Source organism: Telluribacter roseus, assembly GCF_017355915.2.
Taxonomy (GTDB): domain Bacteria; phylum Bacteroidota; class Bacteroidia; order Cytophagales; family Spirosomataceae; genus Telluribacter.
In genome coordinates this window covers 679,543-696,610 of record NZ_JAFEUV020000001.1, presented here as the reverse complement: position 1 = coordinate 696,610, position 17,068 = coordinate 679,543, and the positions used below count along the sequence as shown (strand labels likewise).

The window sequence follows — 17,068 nt, the reverse complement described above, 5'->3', positions numbered from 1 at the left end:
GACAGCTATGCAAACGTATCAGATAGATCAACTGAGAAACTGGCTGGCCAGGGAAACTACGAAGCCCGTAGACCAGTTGGAGACGCATATTTCGTGGGTATTACTGACCGACTCACTAGCCTATAAGATAAAGAAACCGGTACGGTTCCCATTTCTTGATTTTACCGACCGGGAAGTCCGGCATGAACTGTGCCGCCGCGAGCTGGCCCTTAACCAGCGGCTTTCGCCGGATATATACCTGGCCGTATCACCCATTGTCAGTAAGGATGGGACCGTATGTATAGGTACGGATGGCGAAGTAGTAGACTATGCCGTCGTTATGAAGCGGCTGGACGATGAACGTCTGCTCAACCACCAGCTGGCCTACGGGCAGGTTAGCGTACCCTTTGTTCAAAAACTGGCCCAAAAGCTGGCGGCCTTTCATATGGCCTCGCCCCCTACCCATACACCCGTCAATGTGGAATGGAAGAAGGACGACTTCATGGAAATTCTGGAACACAGCGACTGGATGGCGATTCACCTGGGCACAGAGTGGCAGTCGAGGGTGCAGGAATGGACCCGGCTCACCCACTGGGTCATTGACCATTTTGCCTGGCGGATGAAGGAGCGTATGGAGCAGGGCTTCCAGCGCGACGGCCACGGCGACCTTCATTCGGGCAATATATTCATGTACGAAGAGGACCCCGTTATTTTTGACTGCCTCGAATACGACGAAACCTGTCGCCGTATTGACGTCCTGAACGAGATCGCCTTCTTCTGCATCGACCTGGACCTGTATCAGCAGCCGCAACTCCGAAAGGCGTTCATGGAGGCCTATAACGAGCAGTTTCAGGTAATGCACACGCAGGAGGATGTCATCCTGTTTAAGTACTACTGCCTGCACCGGGCCTGCACCCGTCTCAAGGTGGAGATTCTGAAAGCCCGTACGGATGCGGTACATGTAGACGAAACCTCCGCGGCTGACTATGTTCAGCTGGCGGATACGTATGCTGACCAGCTCCAGACGCTTCTGGAACATTATATTACCTACGAACGGGATGTAGCGGGCCACGCACCGGTAGCCGGCAAATAAGTCGGCTACCGGCCAACGGCCTCATGTACTATCTTCTAAGTACCCTTCTGGCCCCTTCCTGAATAAAGCCCAGCCCGTACCCAAACAGCTGGACAAAAGCTGCTACGATACTGAGTGCACCTACTTTAAGGCTTTTGGTTCGGCTGGTAGCATCCAGAAAAATGAGTACTATAAATAGCGCCAGTCCCGCCAGCGATAGCCAGAAAAAGGGCTCAAATACAAAGTACCAGACCGGAATAAGCAGGCAGAATAGTACAAACGCCGACGGAAAGGCGTGTACCGGCTTGATCAGCTCCAGACCCGGGTGTAGCTTGTCCAGAACAAAACGCGTGCGGCCAAACGAGTGGACCTGCCGGAAGAAGTCCCCGAAGTTGCCCCGGCGCTTGTGGTACACAAAGGCCTCGGGGATAAGTCCCATGCGGTAGTTGTGTTTCTTTAGCCGGATACCCAGCTCAATGTCCTCCCCCATATCCCGCTTGGCAAAGCCTCCGGTTTCGCGGTAGACCCGTCTGGAAATCCCCATGTTGAAGCTTCGCGGCTGAAACGCTCCTCCGGCGTTATTTTTTTTGCCGCGTATACCTCCCGTAGTAAATACCGAAGTCATAGAGTAGCTGATGGCTTTCTGCAGATCTGAGAAGTTCTCATCGGCCGCATCCGGCCCTCCGTAGGCATCCAGAAAGTCGTCGCTAAGGCGCGTGTTGACTACCTCCATGTACCGGGGCGGGATGATCGTATCCGAATCAAATACGATGAAGTAGTCACCGCACGCTTTTTCAAAACCAAAGTTACGGGCAAAGCCCTGCCCCCGGTTTTCTATCTCAAAGTACTTCAGGTCAAGGCGGTCGTGGTACCGCTCCACCACCTGATCTGATCTTCTTACTGACCCATCCTCCACCACAATCACCTCAAAATGGGTATAGGTTTGCCGGGTGAGGCTATCCAGGAGCTCTTCCAGCTCATCCGGACGGTTATATACAGGGATTATTATTGAGTACTTACGCATGAATTGTCCTGGAATGGCTCATCAACCCGATCAGGGACGAGCTAGTGGCTACAAAGCCTCTAAAATCTTAAAAAGGAGAGGCAAGGTAAAAAAAAACCGCCCTCCTGCAAACAGAGGGCGGCATTGTACCAGGAAATATCTATGAATACTAACCCTGAGCCATGATTTCTTTCAGGGCCTCTTCGTTGGCTTTAATGATCTTGTCAATATGGGGATTCTCCAGCGCTACCGATAGGAACAGACTCTCAAACTGCGAAGGAGCTATATATACCCCCCGATCCAGCATGGCGTGGAAGTACCGGCCAAACAGGGGCAGGTTGGAGCTTTTAGCCGACGGGAAGTCCGTTACCGTCTGATCTGTAAAGAATAGCGTGAACATGGACCCGATGTGGTTGATGGTATAGGTAAGGCCCAGTCGGCTCAGCGTATCATTGAAGCCACCGACGATCTTAGCCCCAATGGCTTCCAGACGGGTGTACACATCAGGTGTTTCGTTGAGGTAATGCAGCATAGCCAGACCAGCCGACATAGCGATGGGGTTACCAGACAAAGTACCTGCCTGGTACACCGGTCCCGCCGGAGACACGCAGTCCATGATCTCCTTACGTCCACCGTAAGCACCTACGGGCATCCCGCCTCCGATGATCTTACCCAAAGTAGTCATATCGGGTATGATACCGAAGCGCTCCTGAGCGCCCCCTTTGGCCAGACGAAAGCCCGTCATTACCTCATCAAAGATAAGTACTATGCCCTCCTTGTCACAGATGCTGCGCAGTCCTTTCAGGAAGCCCTCCGCGGGCAATACACAACCCATATTACCTACTACGGGCTCAAGTATAATCGCAGCAATGGTACCCTTATTGGCATCGACGAGCTGCTGTACGGCAGCCAGGTCATTGTAAGGAGTCGTCAGGGTATCGTTGGCTACTCCGCGGGTCACTCCGGGACTATCGGGCGTACCAAACGTAACGGCTCCACTTCCGGCTGCGATCAGGAAGCTATCACCATGGCCGTGGTAGCAGCCCTCAAACTTGATGATCTTGTCCCGGCCGGTATAGCCCCGGGCTACCCGGATGGCCGACATGGTCGCTTCGGTACCGGAGTTCACCATCCGCACTTTTTCTACCGACGGCACCATGCTTACTATCAACTCAGCCATCTCGATCTCCTTGCGGGTAGGTGCTCCGAAGGAAAATGATTGACGTATGGCGTCCGAAACGGCTTTCTCGACCAGCTCGTGCGCGTGGCCCAGGATCATCGGCCCCCAGGAGTTGATCAGCTCCAGATATCGGTTACCATCCTCGTCGTAGAGGTAGGCTCCCTTGGCCGATTTAATAAATACGGGTGATCCCCCAACGGCTTTGAAGGCTCTGACCGGTGAATTTACTCCGCCCGGAATAAACTGCTGGGCTCTTTTGAATAATTGTTGACTTTCTATATGATCCATTACAGGAGGTGTTATTACCTTGTATATATCTGTTTTTACTATTTCTAACTAATTCACTACTGCCTTACCGGTACCCAGCGAGAGCCTTCGGCACGAAGGATCGGTGGTATCTGGTTTTCGCGCGACCTGGTAAAATCAAAACCCGAGAGCAGGTACCCTTCCTCCTGCTGGCGGCTCTTCAGCCCCTCAGCCAGGCGGTCCTTATACCGGGCCATCATACGCCCCAGGAACAGCATCTGATCGTACCCCAGGTACGAGTACACCGTGGGCAGGGTTTCGGTCTGCTCGTAGTAGGCCAGACGGAAATTGCGTACCCCTTCCTTAAACAGGTCAATGTACTCGGTCTCGATCAGGTACAGGCGGCCGCCATAGCTGGAAGGCCTTGACCGCTGAAAATCAAAACTGGTGGCCGTAGCAATAACCGGAATGCCGGTAAGTTTGCGGCTGTTCAGTACCGAAAAAAGCGCCGGACCTGTTTGAGGATCGGTGGAAGCCAGGATAATGTGAGAAGGCTTCTCTCCTTCAAACAAGGATATTCTGGCATCTATATCTGCTTTCTGATCGTTGATGCGGACTTTCTCAAGTACCTTACCACCACGACTCTTTATTTCCTCTACGTAAGCCGCCGCCATGGCCGAGTCCTTGGATGAGCCGCCGTAGTAGATAGCCGCCGTGAGCCGCGGGCTCAGCCGGCTTGCCATCTGAGCCGCCTGCTTCATCTGGAACTCTACTGACGGACGCGCCAGATACGAGGTAGTGCTGTTGCTTAGCAGGTTACCATCCGTCGAGAGAGGGTTGAACAGAACAACCTCATTATCCGAGGCAAACTGCGAAGCGATTTCGTAGGTCTTGGGGTACAGGGGGCCTATGAGCAGATCCGACTGCCGAAACTGGTTGTTATTGACCAGGTCCCGCATCGGTTCCTCATCATTATTGATATCATATGACTGCAGGTTGACCAGTATGCCTTCGTCTTTGAGCTGCTTTCGGGCCAGCAGCATACCCTGATAGTAGTCATAGGCAAACTGGTTGGAGCGCGACCGGCGAGACGACTGGAACTCATCCAGGCGGAAGGGAAGCATTACGGCTACATTGTAGAAGCCCTTGTCCCAGTTGCGGGTGGCTTTGGGTCCGGTAGTCCGGGGACGGGGGGTAGTGCCCGCGTTGGCCACATCTCCGCCGAAGCGGTTGGTCAGCCGGTCCGACAGTTCCAGATCAGCCCGGTCGGTAGAAGTACTCTGAATTAGCCGTACCAGTACTCCGGCCACCTCTTTGTCCGTTGGGTACCGCTTCTGGAGGTTTTTCAGCAGGTTCAGGTCTTTGATCTGCGACAGGTACTGCTGCTTAAGTCCCTGCACATCCTTCGTCAATACCGGATCGTTGATAAGCTGCAGGTTCTCCAGGCCTTTGTCGTAGTTGCCCATCGCCATGTTGAGGGCTCCCATCAGGTAGTAGGCCTCGTCCATTTTTTCCCAGTTGGGGTAGCGGCTGAGCAACTGGCGCAGCATCAGGTAGCCATCGTTGTATTTTTTCAGACGGTAGGCAGATAGCGCGTAGTAGTAATGACTGTACGGTCCGTAGGCTGAGCTGGTCTGACTGGTCAGCGGAGCCAGACGGCTCATGGCCTGCTCATACTTTCCCTGCCTGAAGTAGCCAACTGCTTCCTTGTATTTCTTTTCACTCTGCTCAAAGATTTGTGCATTGGAAATACTCGTTCCGTACAGGCCCCACAGGATCAGTAGTAGGAGTATTTTTTTCATAAGATTGTGGATTAGTGAGACTATTCAATAATTACAAAAATCATGCTTATCAACAAATAAGGGTAACGCTCCAGTACAGGAAACGCTACCCTTACGTTACACTTTTATTCTGGCGTAACAAGCATTTTACTTACGCTTTCCTGTACGCTTCTCCAGTTCGGCTTGTTTCTTTTTGGCCTCCTCGGCTTGTTGCAGCGACTTTTCGAGGTATTGCTGGAACTTAGACTGCTTCTTGGGCTTATCGGCGTTCTTGATCCGGTTCTCATCCAAGATCCGCTTGATCTTGGCTTCGTCCACAAATTTCCGGATGATCAGCTGCTGCCCGATTGTCACTACGTTGGATACAAAGTAGTAGAACGTCAGACCAGCGGGGAATGAATTCAGCACAAACATGAACATCAGAGGCATGATGTAGCTCAACGCCTTCATGTTGACGGGTCCTGGCTGAGTAGGGGTCATCTGGTTGTTGTAGTAGGCGTAGGCGATACTCGATCCGGTCATCAGGATGGTGAACAAGCTCACGTGGTCCCCGTAGAAAGGCAGTCGGAACGGCAGGTTCAGTACTGAGTCGTAGGTCGAAAGGTCTCTGGCCCACAGGAATGACTCCTGACGTAGCTCAATCAGGTTGGGGAACAGGAAGAACAGCGAGAACAGGATTGGCATGGTAGCCAGTACGGGTATACATCCACTCAGCGGGCTTACACCTACCTGCTGGTACAGCTTCATCTGCTCCTGCTGCTGCTTGGCCATGTCGTCGGGGTTCTGCTTGCGGATCTCTTCCAGATCCGGCGCCAGCACCCGCATCTTGGCCATACTTACATACGATTTATAGGTAAGTGGCGTCAGGATCAGCTTCACGATCAATACCAGGCAGATGATCAGGATTCCGTAGTTGGAAATGAACATCTCGAGGAAGTTGAACAAGGGCACCAGGAAGTACTTGTTGATAGGCTTCAGGAAAGCATACCCCAGGTACACGTTTTCGTCGAAGTTCTCAGCGGCCACATCACTTACGATGTGATAATCGTTAGGTCCCATAAAGTACTTGAAGCTGGCCCCCTGCTGCAGAGCTGCTACGGGTATGTTGGCCTGTACTTCCATGGTCTTGACCACGCTGGAATCAGCCGTGTTGACCAGTGCTTTCATCGTTACATTCTGCAGAGGCTGCTGATTGGCGATCAGGCCCGTCAGGAAGTACTTGTGCTTCAGCGTAAACCACTGTACTGGCTGCTCGGCCGTGGCCTCCGTATTACCTGCGGGATCCTGGCTCAGGCTGTTCAGTTCGTCGGTATAGTAGTTGATCGTTACTGCTTTGCGGTTTTCCTCCATGTTGTTTTCGAGCTGGAGCATATCATTGCGCCAGCCAAACTGCAGGGCCTTGCCGGCAGTACCTACACCGTTGGCGCGGATACCGTAGTCAATCACATAGCCGGTACCGTGTACCACGTAGGTCTGCTCCACAAACTGGTTACCCGCCAGAGCCATCCGGTAGGAGACTACTGCCGAGTCGTTTTCGGCCAGGGTACGGTTGGTAGCGCTGGTCGTAAAATACAGATCCGTGAGGTCTATATTACCACGCTGGGTAGGCAGCTCCAGGCTGAACGAATTATGGTTGCCGGAAATAAGATAGAGCGGCTTCTGATCGTACGTTTTGTACTTTTTCAGTAGCAACTCCTTTATTATACCTCCCTGACTGGAGAAGGTCACACGTACGTCGTTAGTCTCAATCACTACATCCTGGGCCTGTCCCTGGGCTGCCACCGCAAAGTCGCCGTACTGGGCTTTGATCTGATTAGAGTCGGGCTGAGTAGCTGTGGCTGCCGGAGCTGTAGTGGAGGGGTTTGTAGTTTGTTGTTGGGTTACCGGCTCTGGTTCAACGGGCTTGGGAACCAGTAGTTGGTAGCCAACCAGCATTAGTAGGATAAGTACTAAGCCAATTACCTGATTTCTTTCCATTCGTAACTTAAAAAAGTAGTAAAAGTAAGTCCCGTATCAGGTTTACGATACGGGACTGCAAAGGTAATGAAGATTTTCGGGATTGGGTTCCTTACAGGTGAGGAATGGTTAAATCAATGCATAACCGCCCGCTTTTGGAGTGAGTAAGCCAGAGCTGACTTCACAAAATTAACAAAAAGCGGATGCGGATTCATCACCGTACTCTTCAACTCGGGGTGGAACTGTACCCCCATGAAGTAAGGATGTCCCGGTATCTCTACCATCTCTACCAGATTGTTCTCGGGGTTGATACCGGTTGCCAGCATCCCCCCCTTCTCAAACTGCTGTAGATAATCATTATTAAACTCGTAGCGGTGGCGGTGGCGCTCGCTGATGTTCAGACGACCGTATATCCTGTGCGCCAGTGTATCCTTCTTGATGCGGCAGGCATACGCGCCCAGTCGCATGGTACCTCCCTTATTGGTGATATCCTTCTGATCGGCCATCAGGTTAATTACCGGATGCGGCGTGTCAGGATTCATCTCTACCGAGTGAGCTCCTTCCAGACCAAGTACATTGCGGGCGTACTCGATCACAGCCATCTGCATACCCAGACAGATACCGAAGAACGGGATGCCATTTTCGCGAACGTAGCGAATGGCTGAAATCTTACCCTCAATACCACGCTCTCCGAAGCCCGGTGCTACCAGCACACCGTCGAGGTCGCGTAGCTTCTCCTCGGCATTCTCAGGCGTAAGCGACTCCGAATGAATCCACTCAATATTAACCTTACACTCATTCTCAGCGCCGGCATGGATGAATGACTCCACAATGGACTTATAGGCATCGTGCAGCTCCACGTACTTACCCACCAGACCAATACGTACGGAATCAGATGGGTTTTTCAGACGGGACACGAACCCTTTCCAGGCGTCGAGGTCGGCATCCTGGTCGTTGTAGATATCCAGCATGTACAGAGCCCGCTGATCCAGCCGCTCCTTACGCATCAAGATGGGTACATCGTAGATGGTTTCGGCATCCATCGCTTCGATCACCGAGCTGGTCTGTACGTTACAGAACAGGGCGATTTTCTTACGGAGATCAGTGGGAAGCGGGTGTTCGGTCCGGCATACGAGTATATCCGGCTGCACGCCCGACTCCTGCAGCTCCTTTACCGAGTGCTGGGTAGGCTTGGTCTTAAGCTCACCGGCGGAGGTGAGGTAAGGGATCAGGGTCAGGTGAATGACCAGTGTATCGTTTTCGCCTAGTTCAAATTTGATCTGACGTACAGCTTCAATGAAGGGAAGCGACTCAATATCACCCACACAACCACCGATCTCGGTGATCACCACGTCGTACTCGCCCGTCTGCCCCAGCAGCAGCATGTTGTTTTTGATCTCATCCGTGATATGAGGTACTACCTGTACGGTCTTGCCCAGGAAGTCGCCCCGGCGCTCCCGCATGATAACGTTGTAATAGATACGTCCGGTAGTAATGTTATTGGCCTGCGAGGTACGTACGTTCAGAAAACGCTCGTAGTGCCCCAGGTCAAGGTCGGTCTCGGCACCATCGTCCGTTACGTAGCACTCGCCGTGCTCGTAAGGGTTGAGCGTACCGGGATCCACATTGATATATGGATCAAATTTCTGAATAGTGACTGATAGTCCTCTGGATTGTAAAAGCTTGGCCAGTGAGGAGGCTATAATGCCTTTGCCAAGTGATGAAGTAACGCCGCCCGTAACAAAAATGTACTTAGCGGTCTTTTGCCCTGTAGAAGCCATAAGACTATGCTATTTTACTATGATTACGGGATACAAAGGTACAGAAAAGGCAGAAGAGTTCCTGCCCTTCTGCCTAAAAATAAATTATTTTAAATAGTCCCTGTACGCGGAACTTTTTCTCTGTCAGGACAATCTGTCCTTGAAGCTTTCGTAGCCGTACGAACGCACCAGCTGGAAGCTCTGGTCCTTCTTCCAGATACCAATTGAGGGCAGATTAACCCCATTGAAGGTAGTGGTCTTAACCATCGTATAGTGGATCATATCTTCAAATACGATCAGGTCGCCGATCTGCAGCGGCTGGTCGAAGGAGTAGTCGCCCATGAAGTCACCGGCCAGGCAGGTCATACCACCCAGTCGGTAGGTAGGCTTACCTTCCTGAGGCTCGTGGTACGCTCCCTGGATGTAGGGCTTGTAGGGCATCTCCAGCGTATCGGGCATGTGGGCCGCAAAGGAGGTATCCAGTATGGCTACCTGCACCCCCTGGCTATCGAGCACATCCAGCACATTGCTCACCAGTACTCCGGTACGCCAGGCAATGGCGGAGCCCGGTTCCAGGATTACGTCAAGGTCATACTTCCCCCGGATGCGCTTCACCAGTTCGATCAGCAGCTCGATGTTGTAGCCCTCGCGGGTCATCAGGTGTCCACCGCCCATGTTGAGCCATTTAGCCTGGTGGAGCAGGTCGCCAAAGCGTGCTTCCAGGGCCTCAAGGGTACGCTCCAAGGTGGTGGAATCATTCTCACACAGGGTATGGAAGTGAATCCCTTCAATTCCCTCCGGTAGCTGATCGGGCAGCTGGTTACGGGTGACGCCCAGGCGTGAGCCCGGTACGCAGGGGTTGTACATATCGGTAGCTACTTCGGAGTACTGCGGGTTGACCCGGATGCCGCAGGAGATCCGGCGGTCGGGGTTCTGCTGGTTAAAAGCTTCCACCCTCTCCCGGAACCGCTCCCACTGCCCCATGGAGTTAAAGGTAATGTGGCTGCTCCGCTCCATTACCTCCTCAAACTCATGATCCAGGTAGGCCGGCGCGTAGGTATGTGACCGGTACCCAAAGTAGTCATTGATCAGTTTTATTTCATTCAGTGAGCTGGCCGTAGCCCCGCTCAGGTACTCCTTCACGATCGGGAATGCGCTGAACATGGAGAAGCCTTTCAGCGCCAGGATGATCTTACATCCTGCGGCTTTCTGCACGCTGTCAATAAGTTCAAGATTGTTGCGCAGGAGTTGCTCATCCAGCACGTAGCAAGGTGAAGGTACCTTGGTATAGTCAATGGGCATTTTTATCTTTATTTATAGAAATGTGTAATCGGATGTCTTAGATTTGTCTGCAAAGTAACGCAATAGTCACACAACAAATTCAACCCTCCATGCCTTTCCTGGTACTTGACATTGAAATGACCGGCCCCGAGCCCGGCTGGAACGAGATCATACAAATCGGTGCCGAACTCTTCGACGACCACTGGAACTCGCTGGGTACCTACCTGCAAAATGTATACCCGGAGAACGAAGAAGCCTTTACGGCCAAGTCGGAAGAAGTACACGGACTTTCGCTCGATGACCTCGAAGACGCGCCCATGATCTATGATGTTCTGCCCGAGTTTGAGGAGTGGGTACAGACCCGTCTGGGACGGAAGAAGGGAACCGCCCAGAATCCACCAAGCCTGTTTGACGTAGTAATTTGCGGGCAGAGTGTCATCTATGATATCAACTTCCTGCGCTACGCCTATCGGCAGGAAAAACTGAAATGGCCCTTCTCCAACAAGATGGTTGACCTGCATACGGTGTCCTACCTGTTTTTTATGATCCTGGAGAAGAACGGACAGTCGGTGCCCCGTACGCTGAGCCTGGGAGCCGTAGCGAAGTACTTCGGATTTGAACGGGAAGACCAAACGCACAACGCTCTGGAAGATGCCCAGCTAACGGCCCGCTGCTTTAAGGAGTTCTTTAAACTGGTAGACAAAGTAAAACTGGTATGATCAACTACAATCCGAAGGAATGGTGGGGATTTATATTTGGCTTTCATAAGGCGGATACTGTTCGTAAGCTGGCTCCCCTACTGGTAGCCATAGCAGCTTACTCTACTCTGATCGCCTACCTGATAGTAGACTACTGGGAGCTGGAGTCCACCTCTGACCTGAAGAATATCTCCCTGATGCATTCTCTGCTCGGATTTGTAATATCCATGCTGCTGGTATTCCGCACCAATACCGCTTACGACCGCTGGTGGGAAGGGCGCAAGCAGTGGGGCAGTCTGGTCAACAGCAGCCGGAATCTGGCCCTTAAGATCAACGGACTGCTTGGTCCTGAACATACCGAGTACCGGGAGTTCTTCCGGACTATGATCCCCAACTTTGCATTCTCTCTCAAAAATCATCTGCGGGGCAAATACCTGGGCGAGGAGCTGGAATCAGCTCAACTTTTTTCGATTGACGACCTGCGCCCGAATGAACACGTACCGAATCAGGTAGCAGGACTCATCATATCGAAAGTACTTGAGATGCAGCGCCGGGGCATCCTGCTCCCCGAGCACATGCTATTCCTAAACGATGAGCTGCAATCACTGACCAACATCAGCGGGGCCTGTGAGCGGATCAAAAATACTCCCATCCCCTTTTCGTACAGTTCCTTTCTGAAGAAGTTCATCTTTACCTACTGCATCACCCTGCCTCTGGGGTACGTCTTTAACCTGAATTACCTGGTTGTACCTTTTGTGATATTCGTATTCTACATACTGGGAAGCCTCGAAGTCATTGCCGAAGAGATTGAAGACCCTTTCGGTGAGGATGCCAATGACCTGCCTACCGATACGATCTGTATCAACATCCGTAAAGCGGTCAAAGATATTTTCAATACCGAAGTAGCCTATCCGGTCTAGATACTTGCGGTAAGGGTAGCCCCGCTATCCGTTATTGAGCGTAGAAATCAGCCAGGGTCTGTTCGGCGGGCCGGTGCTGGGGCGAATACCAGTCCCGTGCCTTTCGGCCTTTTTCCAGTCCCGGAAACCACTTCCACACAAATCCCCCCGCCATCCACTCCCGGCCCCATACCTCCTCAAAAAGGGCTTGGTAGGCAGCTACCTGTAGCTGCTCATTTTCGGGCTGCGACTGATCGGTTTCCCAGGGTTTGCGGGCGGCATAGTCGGCACTGCGGTAGCCATACTCGGTAAATAGTACCGGCTTCTGGTGCTTGCCGGCGTAAGCTCCCATAGCTTTGAGGTGGGTTTGCCAGCCCTTTCGTAGTTCGGCTACCGAGGGGTGCTGCTTTTCTGATAACGGAAAGTACGCATCGACCCCGATGTAGTCCAGCTGGTCCCAGAATGGCACGTTCTGGTAGGTATCCCAGTTTTCGGCGTAGGTGAGCTGGCCTTTATAGATCCCTTTGATCTCCCTGATGATCCGGTGCCAGAACTGCGGCCGCTTGGCTACAAAGTTCTGCATCTCGGTAGCTATGCAGTAGATCTCCGCGTCGGTGGAGTCGGCTACCCGGGCAAACTCCAGCAGGTACTCGCCGTACCCTTTTTCAAAGGTGGCCCAGTCAGCCTCGGTCGTGAAGTTGAGGTGGCCCGTAAACCCGCCCCGGCCTATCCAGACGTGCGGCTTCAGCATGACTTTGAGCCCCTGCCGGTGCGCCATCCGGATGGTTTCGGCCGTTCCCTGGGGTGTTTCGCCCCACCATTTCCACTCCCCGCTCTTACCCGCGTAGTGAAACCCTGGCTTTCCTTCCTCCACAAATCCATATGGCATCACCGACACCCACTCAGCATGTACCTGGCGCACGGGTACAAACACACTATCCGTCACCGGCTCCCGGGGAGCTACCAGCGATACCCCCTTAATCTTCTCCCCCCCATACTGGTACGAAGCCCCGGTCGTGTAGGTACTGCATCCACTGAATATACCCGGCAGGAACAGCAGCAGCAGTAGCCATATACCACTATGCCGCAGGGTATACCTGCGAAAAAAAAAGTTTGTAGAGGCCTTTTCGTTCAAAATCATAGTGAGATTTAGCTATATGGCAGGAATTTCTCAAAAAGGGTCGTAAAATCAATTATCAAAACAACAATATGGGCTATACTTGTAAGATAGTACTATAAAAATTAAACTAATCCAGCTAAAAATTGCAGAAATACCAGTTGGAACAAATTTTTTACTTTTATGCTTATCATATAAACGGGCAGAAATATGCCTATTTTTTAACGAAATATTTATAAAAATATATGAAAAGCACATCATTCATAGTAGCCATTGCCGCAATTTTTGCCTTGATTGCTACTAGTGCCTCTGCTCAGAGCAAGGTACAGGTAGATCCGGGTGTTTCAGTGCATAACTATAAGCATCCTAACAAGGCCCAGAAAGCCAAACAACTCAACGACGACCGGAATACTGTAGAAGTACCGAGCATTGGGCTGGTGGAGCGGGTGACTACAGCCAGGGAGCGCGGAAAAGTACGTCATACGCCTAAGTACGCCAACCGCCCTGCGGCGCTGGCAGTACCCGTTGGTGGTGAAAAAGAAGGATCGACTATCAATCCGTTGAACTCACCACGCAACTACAAAACCAAGCCTGCTTCCAAACCTTCCAATTCGAATACGAGTGTAGCGGATCTGCCCAAAGCTGGCAAACAGAGCCAGACCGGCAACTAGCACATCCTAACCAATAACTACCAAAAGCGGGAAGCCAGTGGCTTCCCGCTTTTGTTTACTCTCCCAGAAACTGCCGCAGGTAGTTGCGACTGGTCAGGATCGCGCTCTTGACATCCTCTATATGGCCCTCGTAGGCTTTGTCTTCCACTTCGATGACCACCGGGCCACGGTAACGCACATCGGTCAGAGCCGCAAAGAAGCCCCGCCAGTTGACATCGCCCAATCCGGGCAGCTTGGGCGAATGGTACTCCAGCGGATTAGCCATGATACCTACCCGATCTAGCTTGTCGCGGTACAGCTTTACGTCTTTGAGGTGAATGTGGTGCAGGCGATCCTTGTACTGATAGATGGGCTTGATCTCATCCATCATCTGCCAGATCATGTGCGAAGGATCGTAGTTGAGGCCGAAGGCCGGACTGGGTATAATCTCGAACATCCGATCCCATACCGCCGGGCTGATGGCGAGGTTCTTGCCACCGGGCCACTCGTCGTTGGTAAAGAACATGGGGCAGTTTTCAATCCCGATCTTGATATTATTCTCCTCAGCTACCTTTACGATGCCCGGCCATACATCGGCAAACTGTTTGAGGTTGTCCTGTATGTTCTGGGCAGGATTACGTCCGATGAAGGTATTCACTACCGGTACACCCAGACGGGCCGCTCCCCGTATTACCTGCTTGATGTGCTCCACGTAGAACTCGGCCTTGGCCTGGTCCGGGTCGAGCGGATTGGGGTAGTACCCCAGGCCCGATATGGTCACACCGGCTTCTTTGAGGGTGTAGCGGATATCAGAGACTTTCTGATCTGTGAGACCTTCCACGTCGATATGGGTTACTCCGGCGTAGCGGCGGTTGTCGGCATTGCCACTGGGCCAGCACATTACTTCCACGCACGAAAATCCGTGGTTGGCGGCAAAACTAATGACATGTTCAAAACCAAAATCAGCCAGAATAGCACTTACAAATCCTAATTTAAGCATGTGAGTTACGAGTTAATAAACCAGTTCAAAGTTGACATCTATTTCTAAAAGAAGATCCGGCGCCGGATTTCATGCCCTAAACTTAACCTTTCTTGTGCTGGTTAGTACTACGTGTCACCAACCGCACCTACCTTTGCCGTTGAAAAACGAGTACTACATACAGATTCAGGTCACGGATGAGCAGAAGGCGTACGCCCGCAGGCTGGTAGAACACTCGCTCCGCCACCACCAGGTCGCCAACATCTGGGATGCCCATTCGAACAGGCCCCTCCACACCCGTCTGCTGAGGTACACCGGCAGCCTGGGTGAAGTAGTGTTTGCGGATATCTACCAGCTAGCCCGGCCGCGGAAGGCCTTTGGCGCGGTCAACGGGCAGGACTGGGGGCAGGATTTTGTTCTTCAGACAGAAAATAGTATCTTCAGCCTGGACGTGAAATCCATGAAGCGGCGGTCGGGGCGACTGGGGGCTGATTACGTACTAAATATCCCCTCTTCGCAGCTTCATAAGCCAGGTTCGCGTACTTCGCACTATTTTTGCTTATCGTTTCATCAGTCCGAACGACGTGGCACCGTAGCCTCCCTGCTGGGATTTATAGATAAAGGAGCCGTAGAGAACAAAGAACTAGGTACCCTGTACCCGGCTGGTACTGAGCGCCGCCGCGCCGACGGCACCACCTTCCGGTTTGAGGAAGATACCTACGAGATCCTGTTCGGAGACATAAGCTCACCTCTGCTCACCGAGCGGATCAGGCGGTGGCCGGGCTACCGAAAATGCATGTTGTTGAAAACAAAAGAACCAGATTGACTATTTTTTATTTACCCCAATTAACTACCAGTTACCGACCACATGGCATCCTTAGTGCGCACTTACCAGAAGAAAAAACTACTTGGTCAAATATATACCCCTGCGCACATTGTTGAGAAAATCCTGGATGAGGTCAATTTCAGAAATGAAGCCGTAGTCGGCAAAACTATCCTGGACCCGGCCTGTGGCGACGGGCGATTTCTGGTAGCTGTGGTCCAACGAATTATCAAGTACTCCCCCGCCCACTCCTTACAGGACAACCTCCACAAAGTATACGGCTGGGATATTGACGCCGAAGCTCTGTCGCTCTGCCGGGAGGCCCTCGACGAACTGGTAGCTCCACTGGGACTCTGCATCCAGTGGAAACTGTATCAGCTCAACGCCTTCGACCAATTGCACATTCGGCAGCGCTTTGACATTATTGTGGGCAATCCGCCGTACATCCGTATCCAGCACCTGCCCGCTCAGCAGCGGGCCTGGCTGCAGCAGCACTACAGCTTTTGCCGGTCGGGCTCTACCGATGCCTACGTGGCTTTTTTTGAGCTGGCGTCGCGTCTGCTGGCCCGGGAGGGCATCTGTGGCTACATTAGTCCCAACTCGTACTTTACCTCCGAAACAGCCCGGCCCCTCCGGCAGTACTTCGCCGAGCACCAAAACCTCCACCTCATTACCAACTTCGGCTCCGTGAGGGTATTTGAAGGCGCCGGTACCTACGCCGCCATTACTGTGTTCGGCACCCAGAAGAGGGAGCAGTTCCGGTTTGAACTGAGCAACGAACGCTTTGAGTACCGGGGCCGGTCCATTCCGTTTGATGAACTGAAGCCACGCGATCTGTGGCAACTATCTATAGTGCCCCAAAAACACATCAGGGGTACGCGACTAGGTGATCTGTGCCGGGTTTCGGTGGGGCTGACTACCCTCTGCGATAGTATCTATCTAATGAAGGTGGAAAGAGAGTCAGAAGAACTGGTAGTAGTGACCAGCAAGAGCGGTGAGCAGTTTTGGGTAGAGAAGGCGATTCTGAAGCCCATCGTGAAGGCGTCGCGCCTGAAAAGTACGGATGATCCCATCCGGGAGTACATCCTGTTTCCGTACCGGGCGGATACCTCCGGAAAGCATGAGATCATTCCCGAGGCTGAGCTACAGGCGTACTACCCCCACGCCTACCAGTACCTGCTCCGCAACCGCCCTATCCTGGACCGCCGCGACAACGGCAAGCCTAACACCATAGCCTGGTATGCCTTTGGTCGTTCGCAGAGCCTGGACCATTCCTTTGGTCCCAAGATTATCTTCTCCCCCATGAACCGGGAGCCCAACTTCGTGTGGTACCCTAATCCGGACTGTACGGTGTACTCGGGTTACTATATCAAATTTGAAGGAGATGGGGCCACGCTGGCCCGGATCCTGAACTCCCCCCTGATGGCCGACTACATGACCATAGCCGGACGCGACTTCCGCGGGGGCTGGAAGGGGTACAGCAAGAAGATCGTGGAGAACTTTATTGTACCGGCCACCGAACTGGCCCGGCTGCACCCCTAGATACTCTGATCTACTGGTAGTCTTAGGGTAGATTCTGATCTATCGATATCAAAAGGCGAGAAAGCAGGAATAGTGGCAAAAGGATATAAATAAAACCTTTTG

Annotated in this window: 14 protein-coding genes; 6 read left to right on the top strand and 8 right to left on the bottom strand. The window is 52.4% G+C overall.

Going from position 1 to position 17,068, the window contains the following annotated elements; translation table 11 throughout:
• Positions 1-7: 7 nt before the first annotated feature.
• The gene (locus tag JTN23_RS02930; protein ID WP_247232257.1) at positions 8-1,072 is read left to right on the top strand and encodes a phosphotransferase; all 1,065 of its coding nucleotides are present in this window, start codon (positions 8-10) and stop codon (positions 1,070-1,072) included.
• Positions 1,073-1,100: 28 nt separating this feature from the next.
• Here JTN23_RS02930 and JTN23_RS02925 read toward each other — a convergent pair whose 3' ends face one another.
• From JTN23_RS02925 to nspC, 6 genes are all read right to left on the bottom strand, one after another.
• On the bottom strand, positions 1,101-2,075 hold the full coding sequence (locus tag JTN23_RS02925) for a glycosyltransferase family 2 protein (RefSeq protein WP_247232256.1): 975 nt from the start codon (positions 2,073-2,075) through the stop codon (positions 1,101-1,103).
• Between the two features lie 148 nt (positions 2,076-2,223).
• A complete protein-coding gene (hemL, locus tag JTN23_RS02920) occupies positions 2,224-3,522 on the bottom strand; it encodes a glutamate-1-semialdehyde 2,1-aminomutase (protein WP_247232255.1) in 1,299 nt (432 codons plus the stop codon).
• 56 nt (positions 3,523-3,578) lie between these two features.
• Positions 3,579-5,282, bottom strand: a complete 1,704-nt coding sequence (locus JTN23_RS02915; protein WP_247232252.1) for an ABC transporter substrate-binding protein — start codon at positions 5,280-5,282, stop codon at positions 3,579-3,581.
• A gap of 126 nt (positions 5,283-5,408) precedes the next feature.
• Complete coding sequence (gene yidC / locus JTN23_RS02910; RefSeq protein WP_247232250.1) at positions 5,409-7,238, bottom strand: membrane protein insertase YidC; 1,830 nt, start codon at positions 7,236-7,238, stop codon at positions 5,409-5,411.
• A 113-nt stretch (positions 7,239-7,351) separates the two neighbouring features.
• Positions 7,352-8,998, bottom strand: coding sequence for a CTP synthase (pyrG, locus tag JTN23_RS02905; RefSeq protein WP_247232248.1), 1,647 nt, complete (start codon positions 8,996-8,998; stop codon positions 7,352-7,354).
• Between the two features lie 123 nt (positions 8,999-9,121).
• Positions 9,122-10,279: a carboxynorspermidine decarboxylase gene (nspC, locus tag JTN23_RS02900; RefSeq protein WP_247232247.1), complete on the bottom strand. Its 1,158-nt coding sequence runs from the start codon at positions 10,277-10,279 to the stop codon at positions 9,122-9,124.
• Positions 10,280-10,368: 89 nt separating this feature from the next.
• Here nspC and JTN23_RS02895 point away from each other — a divergent pair, with 89 nt between their 5' ends.
• Both JTN23_RS02895 and JTN23_RS02890 read left to right on the top strand, forming a co-directional pair.
• Positions 10,369-10,977, top strand: coding sequence for a 3'-5' exonuclease (locus JTN23_RS02895; protein WP_247232246.1), 609 nt, complete (start codon positions 10,369-10,371; stop codon positions 10,975-10,977).
• Complete coding sequence (locus tag JTN23_RS02890; RefSeq protein ID WP_247232245.1) at positions 10,974-11,876, top strand: bestrophin family protein; 903 nt, start codon at positions 10,974-10,976, stop codon at positions 11,874-11,876. The genes JTN23_RS02895 and JTN23_RS02890 overlap by 4 nt, the downstream gene beginning before the upstream one ends.
• Before the next feature lie 31 nt (positions 11,877-11,907).
• Here JTN23_RS02890 and JTN23_RS02885 read toward each other — a convergent pair whose 3' ends face one another.
• The gene (locus tag JTN23_RS02885; RefSeq protein ID WP_247232243.1) at positions 11,908-12,996 is read right to left on the bottom strand and encodes a glycoside hydrolase family 113; all 1,089 of its coding nucleotides are present in this window, start codon (positions 12,994-12,996) and stop codon (positions 11,908-11,910) included.
• Positions 12,997-13,217: 221 nt separating this feature from the next.
• Between JTN23_RS02885 and JTN23_RS02880 the strand changes: the two genes are divergently transcribed.
• Positions 13,218-13,643, top strand: coding sequence for a hypothetical protein (locus tag JTN23_RS02880; RefSeq protein ID WP_247232241.1), 426 nt, complete (start codon positions 13,218-13,220; stop codon positions 13,641-13,643).
• A 55-nt stretch (positions 13,644-13,698) separates the two neighbouring features.
• On the opposite strand, the gene JTN23_RS02875 is transcribed toward JTN23_RS02880, so the two are convergent.
• The gene (locus tag JTN23_RS02875) at positions 13,699-14,622 is read right to left on the bottom strand and encodes a sugar phosphate isomerase/epimerase family protein (protein WP_247232239.1); all 924 of its coding nucleotides are present in this window, start codon (positions 14,620-14,622) and stop codon (positions 13,699-13,701) included.
• Between the two features lie 133 nt (positions 14,623-14,755).
• On the opposite strand from JTN23_RS02875, the gene JTN23_RS02870 reads away from it, so the two are divergent.
• Positions 14,756-15,427 carry a hypothetical protein gene (locus tag JTN23_RS02870; protein ID WP_247232238.1) on the top strand — a complete coding sequence of 224 codons (672 nt, stop codon included), beginning with the start codon at positions 14,756-14,758 and terminating at the stop codon, positions 15,425-15,427.
• Between the two features lie 42 nt (positions 15,428-15,469).
• Complete coding sequence (locus JTN23_RS02865; RefSeq protein ID WP_247232234.1) at positions 15,470-16,966, top strand: Eco57I restriction-modification methylase domain-containing protein; 1,497 nt, start codon at positions 15,470-15,472, stop codon at positions 16,964-16,966.
• Positions 16,967-17,068: the final 102 nt, after the last annotated feature.